Source organism: Ferdinandcohnia sp. QZ13 (genome assembly GCF_031324165.1).
Taxonomy (GTDB): domain Bacteria; phylum Bacillota; class Bacilli; order Bacillales; family Bacillaceae_L; genus Ferdinandcohnia.
The window spans coordinates 1,228,190-1,248,521 of record NZ_JAVIVW010000001.1 but is presented as its reverse complement, the minus strand read 5'-3'; the positions used below and the strand labels follow the sequence as shown (position 1 = coordinate 1,248,521).

Annotated in this window: 11 protein-coding genes and 1 riboswitch; of the genes, 8 read left to right on the top strand and 3 right to left on the bottom strand. The window is 38.0% G+C overall.

The window, feature by feature from the left end; genetic code table 11:
* Window positions 1–238: 238 nt before the first annotated feature.
* Both RGU12_RS06040 and RGU12_RS06035 read left to right on the top strand, forming a co-directional pair.
* Window positions 239–5,338 carry a 5'-nucleotidase C-terminal domain-containing protein gene (locus RGU12_RS06040; RefSeq protein WP_309535254.1) on the top strand — a complete coding sequence of 1,700 codons (5,100 nt, stop codon included), beginning with the start codon at window positions 239–241 and terminating at the stop codon, window positions 5,336–5,338.
* 149 nt (window positions 5,339–5,487) lie between these two features.
* Complete coding sequence (locus RGU12_RS06035; RefSeq protein WP_116351212.1) at window positions 5,488–6,027, top strand: GNAT family N-acetyltransferase; 540 nt, start codon at window positions 5,488–5,490, stop codon at window positions 6,025–6,027.
* A 37-nt stretch (window positions 6,028–6,064) separates the two neighbouring features.
* On the opposite strand, the gene RGU12_RS06030 is transcribed toward RGU12_RS06035, so the two are convergent.
* Window positions 6,065–6,475, bottom strand: coding sequence for a VOC family protein (locus RGU12_RS06030; protein WP_309535253.1), 411 nt, complete (start codon window positions 6,473–6,475; stop codon window positions 6,065–6,067).
* Window positions 6,476–6,627: 152 nt separating this feature from the next.
* Here RGU12_RS06030 and RGU12_RS06025 point away from each other — a divergent pair, with 152 nt between their 5' ends.
* The 4 genes from RGU12_RS06025 to RGU12_RS06010 all read left to right on the top strand — a co-directional run bounded on the left by RGU12_RS06025 (window position 6,628) and on the right by RGU12_RS06010 (window position 11,377).
* A complete protein-coding gene (locus tag RGU12_RS06025; protein WP_309535252.1) occupies window positions 6,628–7,137 on the top strand; it encodes a GNAT family N-acetyltransferase in 510 nt (169 codons plus the stop codon).
* A gap of 97 nt (window positions 7,138–7,234) precedes the next feature.
* Window positions 7,235–7,432, top strand: a riboswitch (cobalamin riboswitch).
* Window positions 7,433–7,579: 147 nt separating this feature from the next.
* Window positions 7,580–9,859: a ribonucleoside-diphosphate reductase subunit alpha gene (locus RGU12_RS06020; RefSeq protein WP_309535251.1), complete on the top strand. Its 2,280-nt coding sequence runs from the start codon at window positions 7,580–7,582 to the stop codon at window positions 9,857–9,859.
* 13 nt (window positions 9,860–9,872) lie between these two features.
* Window positions 9,873–10,919 (top strand): ribonucleotide-diphosphate reductase subunit beta, encoded by a 1,047-nt coding sequence (locus tag RGU12_RS06015; protein WP_309535250.1) that lies wholly within the window; start codon window positions 9,873–9,875, stop codon window positions 10,917–10,919.
* A 2-nt stretch (window positions 10,920–10,921) separates the two neighbouring features.
* Window positions 10,922–11,377: a flavodoxin domain-containing protein gene (locus RGU12_RS06010; protein WP_309535249.1), complete on the top strand. Its 456-nt coding sequence runs from the start codon at window positions 10,922–10,924 to the stop codon at window positions 11,375–11,377.
* Window positions 11,378–11,394: 17 nt separating this feature from the next.
* Here the strand turns inward: RGU12_RS06010 and RGU12_RS06005 are convergent, their stop codons facing one another.
* Both RGU12_RS06005 and RGU12_RS06000 read right to left on the bottom strand, forming a co-directional pair.
* Window positions 11,395–11,850, bottom strand: a complete 456-nt coding sequence (locus RGU12_RS06005) for a DUF2269 family protein (RefSeq protein ID WP_309535248.1) — start codon at window positions 11,848–11,850, stop codon at window positions 11,395–11,397.
* A 226-nt stretch (window positions 11,851–12,076) separates the two neighbouring features.
* Complete coding sequence (locus RGU12_RS06000) at window positions 12,077–12,499, bottom strand: universal stress protein (protein ID WP_309535247.1); 423 nt, start codon at window positions 12,497–12,499, stop codon at window positions 12,077–12,079.
* Between the two features lie 398 nt (window positions 12,500–12,897).
* Between RGU12_RS06000 and addB the strand changes: the two genes are divergently transcribed.
* Together addB and addA are read left to right on the top strand one after the other, a co-directional pair.
* The gene (addB, locus tag RGU12_RS05995) at window positions 12,898–16,386 is read left to right on the top strand and encodes a helicase-exonuclease AddAB subunit AddB (protein WP_309535246.1); all 3,489 of its coding nucleotides are present in this window, start codon (window positions 12,898–12,900) and stop codon (window positions 16,384–16,386) included.
* Window positions 16,379–20,137, top strand: a complete 3,759-nt coding sequence (gene addA, locus RGU12_RS05990; protein ID WP_309535245.1) for a helicase-exonuclease AddAB subunit AddA — start codon at window positions 16,379–16,381, stop codon at window positions 20,135–20,137. The genes addB and addA overlap by 8 nt, the downstream gene beginning before the upstream one ends.
* Window positions 20,138–20,332: the final 195 nt, after the last annotated feature.

Sequence of the window (20,332 nt, the reverse complement as noted above, 5' to 3'; positions counted from 1 at the left end):
ACTACTAGTTAAATTAGTAGTCGTTTTTTTGTGTTAATCAATTTATATACTAATATAAAATAAATAGTAAAAAAATACTAACATTAAATAGTGACTTTTTACCTATTGTTCGTGTTTTATAGGTAAAATAGGTTAAAGTTTTGTTTATTTTTCGTAAATTATATTGACCTATATTTACTTTGCTATTATCCTGTAGGCGAACCAATTTCTACTAATTAATAAGTGAGGGGAGAACGCTGTGAAAAAAGTCATAGTGAAAAAATTACTATCGATCTTATTTGTGTTTAGTTTAATAGTACCTACTACACTATTAAACTTTGCACCTGCTGTAAGTGCGGCAGAAGCAACAGCCGAAGATCTATTTATTTCAGAGTATATTGAGGGGAGTAGTTTTAATAAAGCGATTGAGCTTTATAATGGGACAGGCTCTGATGTTGCTTTATCAGCATACACACTAGAACTATATTCAAATGGAGCCAGTGTAGCTGGTACAACTTTGAAACTTTCAGGAACTCTAGTAAGTGGAGATGTCTATGTAATTGCAAATCCAAGTGCAGCTCCGGAAATAATTGCAGTTACGGATATAAAACATGGTGTCGCAAATTTCAATGGAGATGACGCTCTTGTTTTAAAGAAAAATGGTGAAATTATTGATTCATTTGGACAAGTAGGACATGACCCGGGTACTAATTGGGGCGGTGTGACTTCAGATAACACTCTCGTAAGAAAAGATTCAATCCTCACTGGGGATAAGGTACATGATGATGCTTTTGATCCTTCTATTGAATGGGACATACATCCTAAGGATACATTTTCATTTTTAGGTTCTCACAAAGCTGGAGGAAATGTAGATCCAGACCCAGAACAACCAACCGTAATCAGCATTGCTGAAGCACGTGCTCAAGGTACGGGTTCAGCAACAGTTAAAGGAATTGTAACAGCAACATTAAAAAATACGATTCACATTCAAGATGACACGGCGGCAATTGCTGTTCGTCCAACGTCCTTAGATGCTCAACTTGGCGATGAAATCACTGTAAGTGGTTCATTACAAGATTATCGAGGGCTATTACAACTAGATTCAGCAACACTAATTGAAAAAACGGAAGGTAAAGGCGAACCTGCACCGATTGAATTGGCAGGGGCAAATGTTAATGAAGAAAACGAATCTAAATTAGCAGTTGTCAAAAATGTTGAACTTGTAAAAGTTAATGAAGGCAGTGGTTGGGCAAATTACACTGCTAAAGCTGAAGATGGTACAGAGTTCTTAGTACGTGATGAAAAAGGTACATTGTTACTTTCTGTTGGAACCACATACGATTCGATAACTGGTATCGTTCAACAATTCGACCAAGATTATCAGATCATTCCTCGTGGACAAGCAGATATAATTGAGGATGCATCAAAAGTTCAATCAGTAAATGCATCTCATCCTTCAGGTACCATTCCTACAGGAACGCAAATAACATTATTTACTACAACTGAAGGTGCAGACATTTACTATACAACCGATGGAACTGAACCAACAGTTGAGAATGGTCGAAAGTACAGCGAACCGATTACTATTGACCAAGATTTAACAATCAAAGCTATTGCTGTTAAAGAAGGCCTAACAGCTAGTGAAGTTAAAGAATTTACTTATAAAGTATACGAACTTGAAAATATCAATATCCATGATATCCAAGGAGAAGCTCACGAATCTCCACTTAAAGGTCAAACTGTTGAAAATGTTAAAGGTATCGTTACGTATACCTACAAAATCGGAAGCGGAAACTACTTTCATATGCAAACTCCAGATGACCAAAAGGATGATAATCCAAAGACGTCTGAAGGGATTGTCGTTTATACAGGGAACAAAGCAAATGTAAAAGTTGGTAATCTAGTAAGTGTAACAGGTACAGTTGATGAGTACCATATCGACGGCTACAGTAATACAAAAAGTGATACTGACCTACCAGTCACTCAAATTAATGCAAGAGATGATCGTGGCGGTGTAGTAACACTCATTGAGGAAACAGTTGAATTACCTCAACCAATTGAAATTACAAGCGAAAACTTACCAAACGAAGTAATCGATAATGATAGCTTTGCTGAGTTTGATCCAGAAGAAGATGCAATTGATTTCTGGGAAAGCATTGAAGGTATGCTTGTTGAAGTAGGAACCGTGAAGGCTGTTGCCCCTCAGGAACATGGAGATTTAATTACTGTTCTTGAAAATAGACAAACTGATACAATCCATGGTGGCGTTTTATTTACTAAAGACAATGCTAATGCGGATCGTATTCAATTTAAAATGTACGATAACAATGCTGCACGAGATTTCAAAGTAGCAACAGGAGACAAATTTACTGGCCCTATTACAGGTGTCGTAAACTACGGTTTCCAAAATTATAAGATTTATGTTGATTTAGCAGATATGCAATCAAAACATGTTGAAGGGAATACAAAACCTGAGACAACAACAATTGTTAAAGAAGAAGATAAGCTAACGATTGCGTCTTATAATCTGGAAAACTTTTCAAATAATATAAAAGAAACATCAAATGATAAAGCACAGAAACTAGCAAGAGCATTTGTTCAAGATATGGAAAGTCCCGATATAATCGGGGTAACTGAAGTTCAAGATAATAATGGTCAAGATGCAGGTAATTCAGCTGCAAATGAAAGTTATGAACGTCTAATTCAAGCAATTGTTGATGCAGGCGGTCCTGTTTATGAATATTTAAACATTGATCCTATTTATAATGCAGATGGTGGAGCACCAAATGCCAATATCCGTGTTGGATTCTTATATAATCCAGAACGAGTTTCTTTACCAGAAGGAATTCCAGCCGGTGATGCTACAACTGCAGTTGGATATGAAAATGGTAAATTAACACATAACCCTGGACGTATTGATCCTACAAATCCTGCATTTGATAACAGCCGAAAACCATTAGCAGCACAATTTACCTTCCAAGGTGAAGATGTTGTTGTGATCGCAAACCATTGGAACTCTAAATCCGGAGACACTCCTTTATTCGGTTCAACACAACCACCTGTATATGGTAGTGAGGATCAGCGTAAACAAATCGCAAATGTAGTTTATAACTTTGTTGAAGAAATAAAAGCTGAAAATCCGGATGCAAATATCGTATCTGTTGGTGACTATAATGATTTTCAATTCTCTGATTCTATGAAAATATTTGAGGGCGAATTGATGACCAACATGATTAACCATGTTGAACAAAGTGACCGTTACACATACTTGTTCCAGGGTAACTCACAAGTTTTAGATCATATTGTGGTATCAAATAACTTAGTACCAAGAACTAAGATTGATATTTTACACATCAATGCGGACTTTACCGATATGGCCGGACGTGCAAGTGACCATGACCCAGTAATGGTACAAGTAGATTTAAAAGACAAGAAAGACAATTACGACCTAACTGTTATGCATACAAATGATACACACGCAGCCCTAGATAATATGCCTAAAACAGTCACTGCGGTGAAAGAAGAAAGAGCCAAAGATCCAAATGCACTTCTTTTACATGCAGGAGATGCATTTACAGGAACTTTGTATTTCAACGAATTCCAAGGTGCAGCAGACTTAGCCATGATGAACTTGATGGGCTTTGATGCGATGACCTTTGGTAACCATGAATTTGATTTAGGATCTTCAGCTGAAGGTCATCAAAAATTAGTCGAATTTATCCAAGGTGCCACATTCCCATTTGTGAGTGCCAATGCTGACTTCTCGAAGGATGCTAAATTCGCTGGAATTTTCAATGATTCTATCGAAGCAGAATTTAATAATGGCCAAATTTACAATGGTATTATCAAAGAGATAAACGGTGAAAAAGTGGGTATCTTTGGTTTAACAACAGAGGAAACAGCCGATATCTCAAGTCCAGGTTCGATTGAATTTGAAAACTATCTTGAGGAAGCTGAAAATGCTGTAGCAGCTTTTGAAGCACAAGGTGTTAACAAGATTATTGCATTAACCCACATTGGATATGACGATAATGCAGCGGTAGACAACGATTTAATCCTTGCTGAAGAAGTAGAAGGTATTGACGTAATTGTTGGTGGGCACAGCCATACAACATTATCTAAGCCTGTGGTTGTTGCAAAAGACGAAACACCAACAGTAATCGTTCAAACAGGTAATGCGAACAGTAACCTGGGGGTTCTAAATGTTGAATTTGATGAAAATGGTGTAGTAGTAGCCCATGATGGTGGTTTAGTTGCTATTGGCAATCAAGTGGATGATCCTGAAGCTGCCGAGATATTAGCACCATTTAAAGCGCGCGTTGATGAGGTAGCTCAAGAGGAAATTGGTGTAGAAGCTCCGATTGAATTAGAAAACCCTCGTACAAATGGTGATAATACAAAACCAAGCGTACGTAAAAACGAAACAATTCTTGGTAACTTGATTACAGATGGTATGCTGACAAAAGCAAGAGAATTCACTGGTGAAAATGTCGTAATGGCGCTACAAAACGGTGGTGGTATCCGTTCAGCTATTAATGCCGGCCCAATCACTGTTGGTGAGGTTATCTCAGTTCTTCCTTTTGGGAATACATTGGCAACGATGGAATTAACAGGAGCTGAGCTAAAAGAAGCGTTTGAAATTTCTTTGGGTAAATATCCAGGAGAGAATGGTGGCTTCTTACATGTGGCAGGAGGTAAGGTAGAATTCGATTCTTCCAAACCAGCTGGGGAACGTGTAGTTGAAGTTTACATTAAAGATTCCAATAATAAGCTTGTTGCAGTTAATGATGGTACAACGTACATCATTGCAACAAATGCATTCACAGCTAAAGGTGGAGATGGCTATGATGTATTTGCAAAGGCTTATGAAGAAGGTCGTGTAACGGATCTTGGACTTTCCGATTGGGAAAACTTCCGTGACCATTTAATAAACATTGGTAGTCAAGGAATTCCAACTGAAATTGAAGGTAGAATTGTTGATATTCTTACAACACCAGGTGAAGAACCAGAAGAACCTCAAGTTGTTGTTGTTACTCCAGAGGTTGAGCGAGGGAACAAGTATGTTGTAACAGCAAATGATTTAGGTGATTTAACAGATGGAGCTACTGTTAGAGTAGAAGTACCTGAAAAGAAAAATACCATTTTTGTATCATTGAGTTCTGAAGCTGTTACAAAGCTTAAAGAAGCAAATGCAACATTAGTAATTTCTAATACTGCTGTTGAACTTCAAGTTCCTGCAGCTGAATTGCCTGATGGTGAAATAGAAATTAAAGTGCAAAAAAACAATCGTAAGGGTGCATTAGATGCTTATGATTTCGCATTGAAATCCAAAGGTAAAGGATTTCAAACGATCAAATAAAAACTATTGATGAAGCCATAGAACTTGTTTCTATGGCTTTTATAATGGGAACTACTCGGAAACATATATATCCGAAAGAATGTTTGAAAAAGGAAATCGATGAGAAATGTTGAATTACTAAAGTAGTCGATAATTAAGGGGTATTTCATATGATTACATATAATCTACTAAAAGGAAAAAAGGTTGAACTTGTAAGATTTAAGGATGATGATGTTCCAACAATTGTGAGTTGGTATGAAGATCAGGAGTTTCTTAGAAATTTAGATACATTACCATCTTTTCCAAAACATCCTTCTGATTTCAAGGAGTGGGTCGAGCAGAAAAATGAAAAAGCATTCGTGTTTGGAATTAAAGAGCTAGATACAGAAAAATTAGTGGGCTTTGTCGACATTGATAGTATTATTTGGCCACATCGAAATGCATGGCTCGCCATTGCAATTGGTGGAGATGGTAACCGGAATCGAGGGCTAGGACATGAAGCAATGCAGCTTGTGTTAGATTTTGCATTTCAGGAATTAAATCTGCACAGAGTCCAATTAACCGTATTTCAATACAATGAAAGAGCCATCGCCTTATATGAAAAACTGGGCTTTGTCAGGGAAGGAACATCTAGGGAGTTCCTAGAGCGAGACGGCAAACGTTTTGATATGTACTTTTATGGTCTGTTAAAACACGAATGGAAAAAATAAATGGAAATCCCCCTGAAGTTTGGGGGGACTTTCACATTTACTGTTTTTCAAAGTTTAAATCCCAAATAATCCCGAATGGATCTTTTACTTTTGCATATTTGGCTCCCCAGAAGGTATCCTGCAACTCCATAAATACTGTTCCTTTTTCCTTCAAATCATTAAACGTTTTCGAAATTTCTTCTTCACTTTCGAATTCGATTACAAGCGAGATGTTGTTTCCGAAATGAACTGTTTGGTCTGGAGAATCGTCCGAAACCATTAATAAGAAGTCATTCTTTTTAAATTTACCATGGATGAGTCGATCGTTCGCCCAATCTTGGTTTTCATAACCTGCTTTAGCATATGTTTGAACATCCAAAATTTCCCCTTCAAATATTTCCTTGTAGTAGTCCAAAGCTTCTCTTGCATTTCCGTTAAACATTAAATAAGGTGTTGCTTGTCCTTTCATACACAAAACACTCCTTTTAAAATTTCGTATGCGCTACACTATGTTTTCTATTTCCTAAAGAAGTCATACGTTTTTGTATATTTTTTCCTTAAGTATCATTATAATTAAGTAAAATAAAAAACACAAGAACAAATGTTCTTAGGAGGGGTAATGTGAATATTAGAAAACTTATACCAGAGGATGCAGAGGACTATTGGAAACTACGATTAAAAGCATTAACAACTAATCCGGATGCCTTTTTAGTCACATATGATGAGGCAATAAAAAAGGAAGATCCAATAGGAGAATACAAGAAAAGCTTTCTATCTGAAGATATCATAACGATTGGTGCATTTGAAGAAGCCCAAATAGTCGGTATGGTAACGCTAGTAAGGGAAACACGTCAAAAAATCAGGCACAGGGCTAATATTGTAGCAATGTTTGTTGATGATGAAAAAAGAGGGAAGGGAATTGCAAAAGCTTTGCTAACTGAAGCGATTAAGGTGGCTGAAAATATCTCTGAAATTGAGCAACTTTATTTAACTGTGGATGCTGAAAATAAACCAGCAAAGGAACTGTACAAAAAATTAGGATTTGAAACTTTTGCTGTTGATAAAAAAGCAATGAAATACAATGGACAATATCGTGGCGAAGAACATATGGTATTATTTCTCGAGAAATAATTTGTCAAAATTTGTCTTGCTAAAAGTGTAGTATTCACTTATTATTAATTTTATAGCATATATTGATAGAATTTCAGCTTTAATAACTACATATTGTGTTTTGCCTTGAGAGAAAGATGCCGTGTAGGCTTAATAGGGAATATGGTGAAAATCCAGAACTGCCCCCGCAACTGTAAATGCTGACGAAATGGACAGGCCACTGTATAAGATAGCTTCAAAGGAGGTACTTATATGGGAAGGGTTCAAAGTAGAGGGATGCATAAGTCAGGAGACCTGTCTTTTCTTAAGATGTTTCACCTTCTTCGGGGATTGGGAAGATGAAACGGTGGCGACAGGTGGGCTTTATATTTATGCTCTCTTGATGTTATCGTTTCATCCGCTCAATTTGACCTGAGCGGATTTTTTCTGTTTAACGAGAAAATAGATAAGGGAGAGAAATAAATTGAAAATCACAACACTAGGAGAATTGGATACAGTTCTACACTCGCTTGATTATGCTGAAAGGACCTATCAGCTTGATACAACCGAGCTAAGAAATAAACTGCAAGAAATAAATTATGAAGCAAATCAACATGCACTTTTTTATTCCCTAAATCGCATCGCCATGGATCAACCAAACTGGACTTATTTAGCGGCCAATCTATATTTAAATGAGCTCTATGAAAAAGCTGCAACGAGTCGAAAGTACAAAAGTGCCCTAAAATACGGGAGCTTTCATGAATTGATTGAAGAATTGACGAACAAAGGGATCTATTCTCATGAAATAGTAAATTCTTATTCAAAAGATGAGATTTGTGAACTAGAAAAGGTAATAGATCCTACTAAAGATCATCTATTTACATACATCGGGTTATTTTTATTGGCGGACCGATACCTTGCCAGAGACTATGAACGGAATATTTACGAACTTCCACAGGAGCGATTCATGATCATTGCGATGACATTAATGCAACATGAAAAAAGGGATGTTCGGATCGAGTACGTCAAGGAAGCCTACTGGGCATTAAGTAATTTGTATATGACTGTTGCGACCCCAACATTATCAAATGCAGGAAAAAGCTTTGGTCAGTTGTCCTCTTGTTTTATTGATACAGTTGAGGACTCACTTGATGGCATTTATTTAAATAACTGGGATATTGCTAGATTATCAAAAGATGGAGGTGGAATCGGTGTCTATTACGGGAAGGTTCGTGCGCTAGGTTCCGATATAAAAAAATTCAAAGGGAATTCTTCTGGGATTGTGCCGTGGATTCGTCTAATAAATGATACAGCAGTAAGTGTTGACCAATTAGGACAACGCCAAGGAGCAATTGCTATCTATCTTGATTTATTCCATAAGGACATTATGAATGGTTTCCTAGATTTAAAAACGAATAATGGGGACGAGCGCCGTAAGGCTCATGATATTTTTACGGGAGTCTCCGTCCCAGATCTATTTATGAAAAAGCTACAAGAGAATGATGAAAATGGAAGAAGCATAGGAGAGTGGCACACCTTTTGTCCACATGAAGTAAAGCAAATCATGGGCTGGAAGGATGAAAACGGAAACCCATTAGGACTTGAAGATTTTTATGATGAAGAAGATGATAAATACTTCTCATTAAAATATATGGAAGCTGTTAACCATCCACTTTTACCACGTAAATCCTATCGAGCGATGGATATCATGGCTCGAATCATGATTGCGCAGCTAGAAACAGGAACACCGTATATGTTCTACCGTGATGAAGTCAATCGTCAAAATCCGAACAAACATCTGTTAGGAAAAGGTCGAACAGCGATTTTCTGCAGTAATTTATGTACAGAGATTGCTCAAAATATGTCAGCAACAGCAATTACTAAAGAGTATGTAGATGAAGAAGGGAATATTGTGATCATTCGAAAACCGGGTGATTTTGTGGTTTGTAATCTTTCATCTATTAATCTACCAAGGGCTGTTCAGGAAAATGTACTTGAACGATTAATTCGCATTCAAGTCAGAATGCTTGATAATGTAGTAGATTTAAATACCATTTCAGTCAAACAAGCATATATCACTAATAAAAAGTTTCGCGCGGTTGGATTAGGGACATTTGGCTGGCATCACCTTTTAGCACAAAAGGGGATTTACTGGGAATCGGAAGAAGCTGTGCAACTCGCGGATAAGTTATATGAGGACATAGCCTATAATGCCATTCAATCTTCGATGGAGCTTGCAAAGGAAAAAGGTGCCTACCCGAAATTTAAAGGATCCGAGTGGGAAACGGGAGCCTATTTTACCCGCAGAAAGTACACATCTGAACGATGGAACAAGCTTAAAGAAAATGTTTCTCAGATTGGGTTAAGGAATGGCTGGCTGATGGCGGTTGCTCCCAATTCATCGACAGCTAAAATTGGTGGCTCTACTGATGGGATTGATCCAATTTATGCAGTCGAGTATGCAGAGGAGAAAAAGAATTTTAAGTTTAAAGTCACTGCACCAGATATTAACCATAGAACCTATGAATTTTACCGAAAAGCACGTCATGAAGTGGATCAAATTTGGAGCATCAAACAAAACGCAGCACGTCAGCGTCATATTGACCAGGGGATTAGCTTTAATCTGTATGTCAGACATGATATTAAAGCAAAGGACCTCTTACAGCTCCATTTAGAGGCATGGAGACAAGGGTTAAAAACGACTTATTATGTCAGAAGTACGTCGCAAGCAGAAATTGAAGAATGTGAACTATGCCACAGTTAAGGGGGACAAACTAATGACAATCAATCAGCCATTAACAAAAATAAAATTATTTAATCCGGATTTTCCGAATAAATCAACAGGAATCATTAACGGAGAAACCTCGGGTTTATTGAATTGGAATGATATTGCCTATCCACAAATGTATACTCTGTATCAAACCTTGCTTTCGAATTTTTGGAAAGCGCAAGAAATTAATATGCAGGATGATATCAAGCAATGGGACCAATTAAGCCTTACTGAAAAGGATGTATTTTTACGAATAAACACTCAGCTCGCTTCACTAGATAGTTTGCAAACACCTACAATGAACCAGGTCATGGACTATGTAACGGATTCCAGTTTTAAAGCTATTTTCGCGGTGATATCACAGCAGGAAGCTGTTCATAATGAATCCTATTCGTATATTCTGAGTTCACTGGTGCCATTACAAGAACAAAAGGAACGCTTTAATCAGGCGAAGGAAGATCCGATTGTTCGAAAAAGAAATCAAGTAATTCTTGAGGCTTACGAAGGATTCAGGGAGCATTCGACCCCAGAAAATTTGTTTAAACTGGCGATCAATTCAATTAACCTAGAAGGAATCTATTTTTATGCGGGCTTTGCCTTTTTCTATAATCTTGCGAGACAACAAAAGATGCTAAAAACGAGTACAATGATTAGCTATATTCAGAGGGATGAAATGCAGCATGCTTATTTCATTGCACAATTTGTACGAATTCTTTTATCAGAAAACCCGGAACTAAACACCGAGGAAAACAAGGATTATGTGTTTAAGGCAATTGGACAGGCAGTGGAGCTAGAAAAAGAATGGGCACGCTATATTTTGAAAGATATTGATGGAATTGATTTAAAAGAATTTGAAGGATATGTTGAATATCTTGCTAATAAAAGGCTTCGCCAGCTTGGGTTCCCGAATTTATATGAAGAGAGGGAGAACCCGATGCCGTGGATTCAGGTGTTTAGTGATGAGATGATGAATGATACCAAATCGGATTTCTTCGAACAAAAATCACGAACCTATACCAAGGTTTCCCAATCCAATGGGTTTGATGAGCTATAAATATGAAGGTTGCGATTGTGTATACATCGATTACTGGGAATACAGAGGAAGCGATGAATATCATTTGGAAGTATATGAGTAGTTACACTAGCAAATGCTATGTCTATGAGGTAGAACATTTCCCTTTTTATGAATTGGAAACATATGATGCGATTATCATAGGTACCTATACTTGGGGAAATGGGGATGTTCCGCACGAAATGATTCCTCTTTATCGTTCATTTGAGAACAGTACAAGCAAGGATATGGTAACAGGTGTATTTGGCACCGGTGACCAATGCTATCCCCATTTTTGTGGGGCAGTTGATGAGTTTCGCGATATGCTTTATGTGCATTCAAACTTAGCAGCAACTTTAAAAATTGAATTAATGCCTCAGCATATTGATGAACATCGCTTTGAGCGCTTTGTTGAGGTTGTCATGGAGAGGGTAAAGAGTAAAAAGGGTATCACTGTGTAGTGTTACCCTTTTTACTCTTACAAAGGTTTCCATATCATTAAAATGAACAGAAGAACACCGAATGCGGTAGCGAAATAAAATTGATTACTGATTTTCGAGAGAAGCTGGCTTTGCTCCTTAGGCAAATCAACAGCTTCTTTGTTATTTTCATCAAAAACCCAGCCTGCTAATTTTTTTGCGTTTGGATCAATGATTCCAATAACAACGATCTGAATAAGGATATAAATAATAAGAGAGCCGATAAGCCAAAGATTTAAGAAAGAGCCATAATTTCCAATGATTACAAGAAGTATTCCTGTTAATACGGCAATTGAGCCTCCGATTTTAGGAAAGAAGTTAAGCGTTTGACTTAATGCCATCGATTGTCTCAATTGAACCGCATTTTGATTTTTGCGAAGAAGGACATGGGCAAAAAAGGTTGGACCCACACCGATTATGGCTGACAAAACATGAACAAGGATTAAAAATTTCACAAACTCACCTCCTACTTATAGCTTGTAAAATAATACTTTAGTACCATACAAATCATATGTATGCTGCTATTTTATGAGAATATTCCTACTGAAATTAGGAAATTTAAACCGGATATCGAAAGCGATTATAAGAAAGAACTTTAATAACAAAAAAGCGAGAAAATAACTTGGTTATCTTTTCGCTTTTTTCTACTTTAGCCAGACCTTCATCTGAAAAATCTTTGTTTTATGGAACAATTGTTACTGGGCAGGGAGGTTCGTGTAAAACCTTATAACTAACACTTCCGAGAACTGTTCGTTTAATTGCACCTAATCCCCTATAGCCCATTATAATTTGAGTTACCTGACTTTCTCTTGCCTCCGCACAGATTTCGACGCCAGGTTCTCCAATTCTAAATTTGGTTTTCACTGGAACTGAAAAGTTCTTCTTTTCAGCTAAAGCTTTATCAAACGCAACTTTGCTTTCTTCATTTTGATAAGCCTGAATTTGATCTTGCCGAACAAAGCGCTTTACATTTGGAGTGTTATAACTTGGTTGAACATTGAGGAGAATGATTTCTGAATCGGTTTCAACAGCTTGATTTAATGCGAAATGCAATGCTTTAATAGAATGCTCAGAACCATCAACAGGCACTAGTAATCTAGGCATAATAATTACCCCCTTCAAATTGACGGGATTGAGATAAACAATCATTGTACAATATGACATCAATCCCTACTTTAATCATAAGTCTATATTAAGAGTTTGTTATAAAGTTAACTAAAATGTCGAAATAATAAGAATGTCGCATTCTCAAAAGATACGTTTCCAAGCCTTTGCAAATTCATTTCCTATAATCGGTATAATGGATAGCCCGGGAATGAAGAGCCAATCATTGATGGTAAGTCCTTACAAAAATTATATCATCCAAAAAAATAAAAGATTGTGAGCGTTCTTCGACATTCCTAAAATATGGATAGGATACGATTCACCTGTTCGACAAATTTTTTGATACAATTAGAGGATAAGAATGAAACGAATTTATGCTCTCTTTAGGAGGTTAAAATATGTCTCTACAATTTATACTGGGACGTGCTGGTACTGGGAAATCATACACATGTCTTGAAGATATTCGGTCAAAGCTTCTTGACGATCCAACAGGATCTCCGATTGTGTATTTAGTTCCGGACCAAATGACATTTCAATCTGAATACGATTTAATCAGTACCCCTGGAATAGGCGGAATGATGAGAGCTCAAGTATTCAGTTTTACTCGTTTGGCATGGCGGGTTCTGCAGGAAACAGGGGGAATGAGCCGTTATCATGTCAATAATGTTGGGGTGAATATGCTTCTTCGCAAAATCATTGATTCTAAAAAGCAGGATTTAAAGATTTTCTCACGTGCTGCTGATAAAAATGGATTTATTACCCAAATGGAAGAAATGGTTGCAGAGTTTAAACGATATTGCGTCACTCCTGAAATCCTAGAAGAACAAAAACAAACCATTGCACCTGAAAACAAAGCTCTATCCGATAAATTACATGACTTACAGCTTTTATATGATGAATTAGAAAAACATCTATTTGAGAAATATGTCGATTCCGAGGATTATTTACGACTTTTAGCAGAAAAAATTCCTCAATCTACCTATATAAAAGAGGCGGAAATTTTCATTGATGGGTTCCATAGCTTTACTCCACAGGAGCTTGAAGTATTAGGTCAACTTATGAAGGTCTCAAAAAAAGTAACAATTGCTTTAACGGTTGATCAAGCTTACGATGTTCCACCGCATGATTTAAGTTTATTCCGAATGACTGGTAAAACCTATCAATCTATTAGTCATTATGCGAATGAAAATGGTATTAAGGTCGAAGAGCCGATTTTGTTAACTAAGCAGTATCGGTATGGCTCAGAACCTTCGTTAGCCCATTTAGAACGTTATTTTGATGAAAGGCCAACTGTTCCATACCATGATTCAACTGCGATTACATTAAGTCAAGCGGTGAATCGACGTGCTGAAATTGAAGGAATAGCGCGTGAGATTCAAAAATTAGCAAGAGATAAAAATTATCGATATCGTGATATCGCGATCATGATACGTAATGCTAGCGATTATCATGAAATCATTGAAACTATTTTTCAAGATTATCATATTCCATTTTTCATTGACCAAAAGCGTTCGATGTTAAATCATCCGTTAATTGAACTGATTCGTTCAAGTCTTGAGGTTGTTAACAGCAATTGGCGCTATGAATCTGTATTTCGTTGTGTCAAAACAGATCTTTTATATCCGTTTGGTGAAAAGATTTCCGCACTCCGAGAAGACATGGACAAGCTTGAAAACTATGTGCTTGAATACGGGATTCAGGGCTATAAATGGACAAATGGCGAGCGTTGGAAGTATAAGCGCATAAGGGGATTAGAAGATTCAGACCTACCACAAACAGATAAAGAACGTGAATACGAGGACATGCTAAACGAGCTTCGTACGATGATAGTGGAGCCATTATTTGTTCTCGGGAAACGACTTCAAAAGGCGAAGGATGGTAGAACAATGTGTGAGGCACTCTTCTTATATTTAGAGGAGCTTGAAATCCCAGCGAAAATGGAAGAGATGAAACTGAATGCTGAACTTGCCGGAAGGCTTTCAGAAGCAAGGGAAAACGACCAAGTGTGGAAAGCAGTTTTAGAACTGCTCGATCAATATGTTGAAATCATCGGTGACGAAAAAGTATCGCTAACCATGTTCAGCAATATGATTGAAACAGGACTAGAAAGCATGCGATTTGCGCTTGTACCACCTGCGATTGATCAGGTGCTTGTGGCAAGCTTGGAACGTTCTCGATTCTCAAATATCAAATGTACCTTTATTATCGGAGCGAATGATGGTGTCCTACCTTCCCGCCCGAATGAAGAAGGTGTATTTTCGGAATCAGACCGTGAAGCCCTAGGTGATGTTGGATTACAATTAGCACCCGGAAGTAGGGAAACATTATTAGATGAAAATTTCCTTATTTATTGTGCGCTAACAAGCTCCGAAGAAGCTTTATATATTAGCTATCCATTGGCAAATGAAGAAGGAAAATCACTTCTTCCATCACCAATTATTAAGCGCCTAAAGGACCTTTTCCCAAATATAGATGAAAAATTCTACATGAATGAGCCATCAGAGCTCTCAGCGAACGAGCAGTTAGAATATATCGTTAATCCTGATGTCGCCTTATCTTCGTTGGCTACACAATTACAGGCGTGGAAAAAACAGTATCCCATTCAGGATTTATGGTGGGATGTTTATAACTATTTCGCCATTCACGATGAAATGAAATACAAGAGTCAGCTAGTATTAAGCAGTTTATTTTATAAAAACAAACCGAAAAAACTATCAAAAGAAATAACAGAGGCGCTATATGGCGACCATATTCAGGGTAGTGTATCACGGATGGAAGTGTTCCAAGGCTGTCCTTTCTCTCACTTTGCTAGTTATGGACTGCAGCTAAAAGAGCGTAAAGTATTTCGCTTGGAATCACCAGACATCGGCGATTTATTCCATGCAGCCCTTAAGAAAATTGCTGATTCTTTACGAATCAATGGGATCGACTGGCGTGATCTAACAAAAGAGCAATGTGATAAGCTTGCTGCACAAGCGGTCGAGGAATTAGCACCACGACTGCAGAAAGAAATCTTATTGAGCTCAAATCGCTATCACTATATCATGCATAAGCTTCAAAAAATTATTAGTCGTGCATCGAAGATCTTAAGTGACCATGCGAAAGCAAGTGGCTTTGCTCCAGTAGGGATTGAGCTAGGCTTTGGTAAGAAGGGGCCACTTCCACCTATTCGATTTGATTTAGATAATGGAAGCACAATGGAGCTTGTAGGTCGAATTGACCGGGTTGATAAAGCAGAAAGCTCGAAGGGTGTACTGTTACGTGTTATCGACTATAAATCAAGTCAAAAGGCACTCAATCTTTCAGAAGTATACTATGGGCTCGCTTTGCAAATGTTGACGTATTTAGATGTCATTATTACACATTCCAAGGATTGGATTGGAACGACCGCAAAGCCAGCAGGTGTTCTTTATTTCCATATCCATGACCCATTAATTCATTCAAATAAAGTACTTCCTGAAGATAAAATTGAAGAGGAAATCTTTAAGAAATTTAAAATGAAGGGACTCTTGTTAGAAGACGAGGAATCCGTTCGTCTAATGGACCAATCGCTTGGAACAGGGTACTCTCAAATTGTCTCAGCCGCAATCAAGAAAGACGGAAGCTTTTATTCAAATTCACAGGTGGCAAGCGAAGAAGAACTTGGTTACCTTCGAAATCATGTACGTGGCGTCTTTAAAAACACTGGAAATCGGATTACAAATGGTGAAATTGATATTGCTCCATATAAACTTAAGGATAAAACACCATGTACGTTCTGTCCGTTCAAATCTGTTTGTCAGTTTGACCAAAGTTTAGAAGAAAATAACTATCGTGTTCTAGCAAATGAAAGTAAAGATGCAATCCTCGAGAAAATTCGGAATGGAGGTGTGAAAATTCATGACTAATCTCATACCAAAGCCAGAAGGAAGTCAATGGACAGATGATCAGTGGAAAGCCATTGTCTCAAGCGGACAAGATATTTTAGTTGCAGCAGCGGCTGGGTCAGGTAAAACAGCGGTACTTGTTGAACGGATTATCCGTAAAATTTTATCGGATCAACATCCTGTCGATGTTGACCGTTTGCTAGTTGTGACGTTTACAAATGCGTCTGCAGCAGAAATGCGCAATCGAATTGGAGAAGCATTGGAAAAAGCGTTAAAGGAAGATCCAGCTTCACTTCATATTAGACGTCAACTTAGCTTGCTTAACCGAGCTTCTATTTCTACCATTCACTCTTTCTGTTTAGAAGTCATTCGAAAATTTTATTATTTAATCGATATTGACCCGGGCTTTCGAATTGCTGATTCTACAGAGGCTGAACTTTTACGTGATGAAGTAATGGAAGAGTTATTTGAAGAGCATTACAGCAATCTTGAAAACACAAAGTTTTTTGATTTAGTTGACCGTTTTACCAACGATCGAACCGATGTTGAATTACAAAATATGATTCGGAAACTATATGAGTTTTCACGAGCTCATCCAACACCTAGTGAATGGTTGAAACAAATTGTAGAAGATTATCGAGTGGATGATCAAACATTGGATCAAACACCCTATATTCCATATTTATTAGCCGATATTTCACTTCAGCTTGAAGGCGCAAAAGCTAATTTAGAGCAGGCGATGGATTTAATTCGACTGCCAGGAGGACCAGCACCGCGAGCAGAAAATATTGAAGCAGATTTGGAACAAATTAACCGACTTTTACATGCGAAAAATCACTCATGGACAGCCCTCTACCATGAAATGCAAACTCTTGTTTTTGGTAGGGCGAAGCCTGTTAAGGGTGATGAGTATGATGAAAATCTAAAGGACCAGGTGTCAAAGTTAAGGGATGACGCGAAAAAGCTGGTTGAAAAAATAAAGGAAGATTTGTTCAGTCGAACTCCAGAAAGCTATTTAGACAATATTAAAGAAATGCAGCCTTCAATCGAAATGCTGGTTCAGCTTGTGATTGAATTTGGCGAGAGATTCCAGACGGTGAAAGAAGAAAAAGGACTTGTTGACTTTTCAGATTTAGAGCATTATTGTCTAGAAATTCTTCGTAAAGAAAACTCTTCTGACGAGCTTGTGCCATCCGAAGCAGCTCTTCAATATCGACTTCAGTTTGAAGAAGCTTTTGTAGATGAGTATCAGGATACGAATATGGTACAGGAATCGATCTTAAAGTTAGTAACAAAAGACGGAGAAGCGACCGGAAATATGTTCATGGTTGGAGATGTGAAGCAGTCGATTTATCGCTTCCGTCTTGCTGAACCGATGTTATTTTTAAGTAAATACAAACGGTTTACCCCAGAGAGGGATCATACAGGTTTAAGAATTGATTTATCGAAGAACTTCCGGAGTCGTGCTGAGGTCTTGGATGGAACGAATTATTTGTTTAAACAAATAATGGGAGAAGCAGTTGGCGAGATTGAATATGACGATGATGCGGAATTAAAGCTAGGAGCGGATTATCCCGAAAGTAATCAAATGGCTGCAGAATTAGTGTTAATTGATAAAAATGGCCAGGAGACCGAAAGCTATAAAGCAGATGAAGATTCAGAAGATGAGGAGAGCATCGTCCTTTTTGATGAGGCGGAACTAGAAACAGCCCAGCTTGAAGCTCGAGCGATGGCAAAGCAAATCAAGGACATGATTTCTTCAGGATTCCAAGTGTTTGACCGTAAAGAAAATCGAATGAGAAGCATCACGTATCGTGATATTGTCATTCTGATGCGCTCGATGCCATGGGCTCCGCAACTTATGGAGGAGTTTAAACAGCAAGGAATTCCAATTTATGCGGATCTTTCAACAGGCTATTTTGATGCAACTGAAGTCGCAATTATGATGTCCTTGTTGAAGGTGATTGATAATCCATTCCAGGATATTCCGCTCGCATCTGTTTTACGTTCACCGATTGTTGGACTTGAAGCGGATGAGTTGGCTAAAATACGAACCTATGAAAAAAATAGCCCTTACTATGAGGCATTGAAGGTATTTTTGGAGGAAGCATCTTCAGATGATGCTACACACGATAAGGTAGCTGAATTTTATCATAAGTTAGAAAGCTGGCGTACTCGAGCGAGAACAGGTTCTCTATCTGATTTGATTTGGCAACTATACCGAGAGACCTATTTTTATGATTTTGTTGGGGGCATGCCAGGTGGAAAGCAACGACAAGCAAACCTTCGTGCACTCTATGACCGTGCCAGACAGTATGAAGCGACTTCCTTTAGAGGTTTATTCCGTTTCTTGCGTTTCATCGAAAGAATGCAGGATCGTGGTGATGATTTAGGTACGGCAAGGGCACTTGGGGAACAAGAGGATGTTGTCCGCCTCATGACCATTCATAAAAGTAAAGGACTTGAATTCCCAGTTGTGTTTGTTGCGGGGCTTTCAAAGCAATTTAATATGATGGATTTAAATAAAAAGTATTTGTTAGACAAAGAGCTTGGATTTGGAACGAAATATGTAAATCCAAGACTTCGGGTAACGTATCCAACTCTTCCAATGCTTGCCATTAAGAAAAAAATGCACCTTGAACTGATTTCTGAAGAAATGCGTGTACTATATGTTGCACTGACGAGAGCAAAAGAAAAGCTTTATTTAGTAGGTACTATAAAGGATTTAGAAAAGCAGCTGGGCAAATGGCAAGCTACTCTTCAAAATAAAGAATGGTTAATTGCAGACCATACAAGAGCTGGCGCGAAATCATATTTGGACTGGATTGGACCTGGCTTAATTAGACATAAGGATGCCGAATTACTACGTGGAGATGAATCCGTGGAACAACTCCCTGCCGACATTGTGAACCACCCAGCAAAATGGGAGATTTGGACAATCCCAGCTGTAGAATTACAAAAAATTGAGGTTGGAGAAGAAAGCAAACATAAACAAATGGAGGCGGCGCTAAAGGAAGGGAAACCAATTCCAGTAAGTAGTGATGCATCTGAGCAAATTGAAAACCAATTAACATGGCAATATCCTTATAAATCTGCGGCAAATAAGCGTTCAAAACAGTCTGTCTCAGAGATAAAAAGACAGCGAGAGAGTATGGATGAACATAGCGATGTGGCTTTTCTACCTCGGTTCAGAGCTGCAAGTGCAGATCGTCCACGATTTATGCAGCAAAAATCATTAACACCTGCAGAACGTGGTACCGCGATGCATATGGTGATGCAGCATGTTAATTTCAGTGAACCCATAAACGAAGACTCTCTTCGCGAGCAAATTCAAAAAATGGTTTATCATGAATTATTAACGGAAGAACAAGCAGATGTTATCGATATAGCAAGTATTCTCGGGTTTTTTGAATCAGGTATTGCACAGCGTATGTTAGCTGCTAAAAGTGTCAGACGAGAGGTTCCTTTTAGTGTTGCAATTCCTGCGGATGAAGCCTATGCGGACTGGTCTGATGAACAACAGGAACATGTCCTCATCCAAGGGGTTATTGACTGTATCTTTGAGGATGAAAAAGGAATTGTTCTGATAGATTATAAAACGGACACCATTACTGGTAAATTTAGAAGCTTTGAAGATGCAAAGTCCGAACTGGAAGACCGCTACCGCGTCCAGCTTGAATTATACAGTAAGGCAATCGAACATATTTGGAGAAAACCACTAAATGAAAGATATTTATACTTTTTCGATGGTGGACATTTGTTAGAGGTGTAAATAAGGAAGTACTGCTCTTATAATAGGGCAGTACTTTTTTCGAATGAATAGAAAGTATAAATTTTTTTACCTAGTTTTCGATGTCTAGCTCCAGGCGCCATCGGCTCTCTGGTCTAAGCCAATCGCTTCGGAAGGCAAAAAGAGCCTTCTGCCAGCGCTCGTCATATGCTTGTCGCCGATAGACAGGCGCCTTGC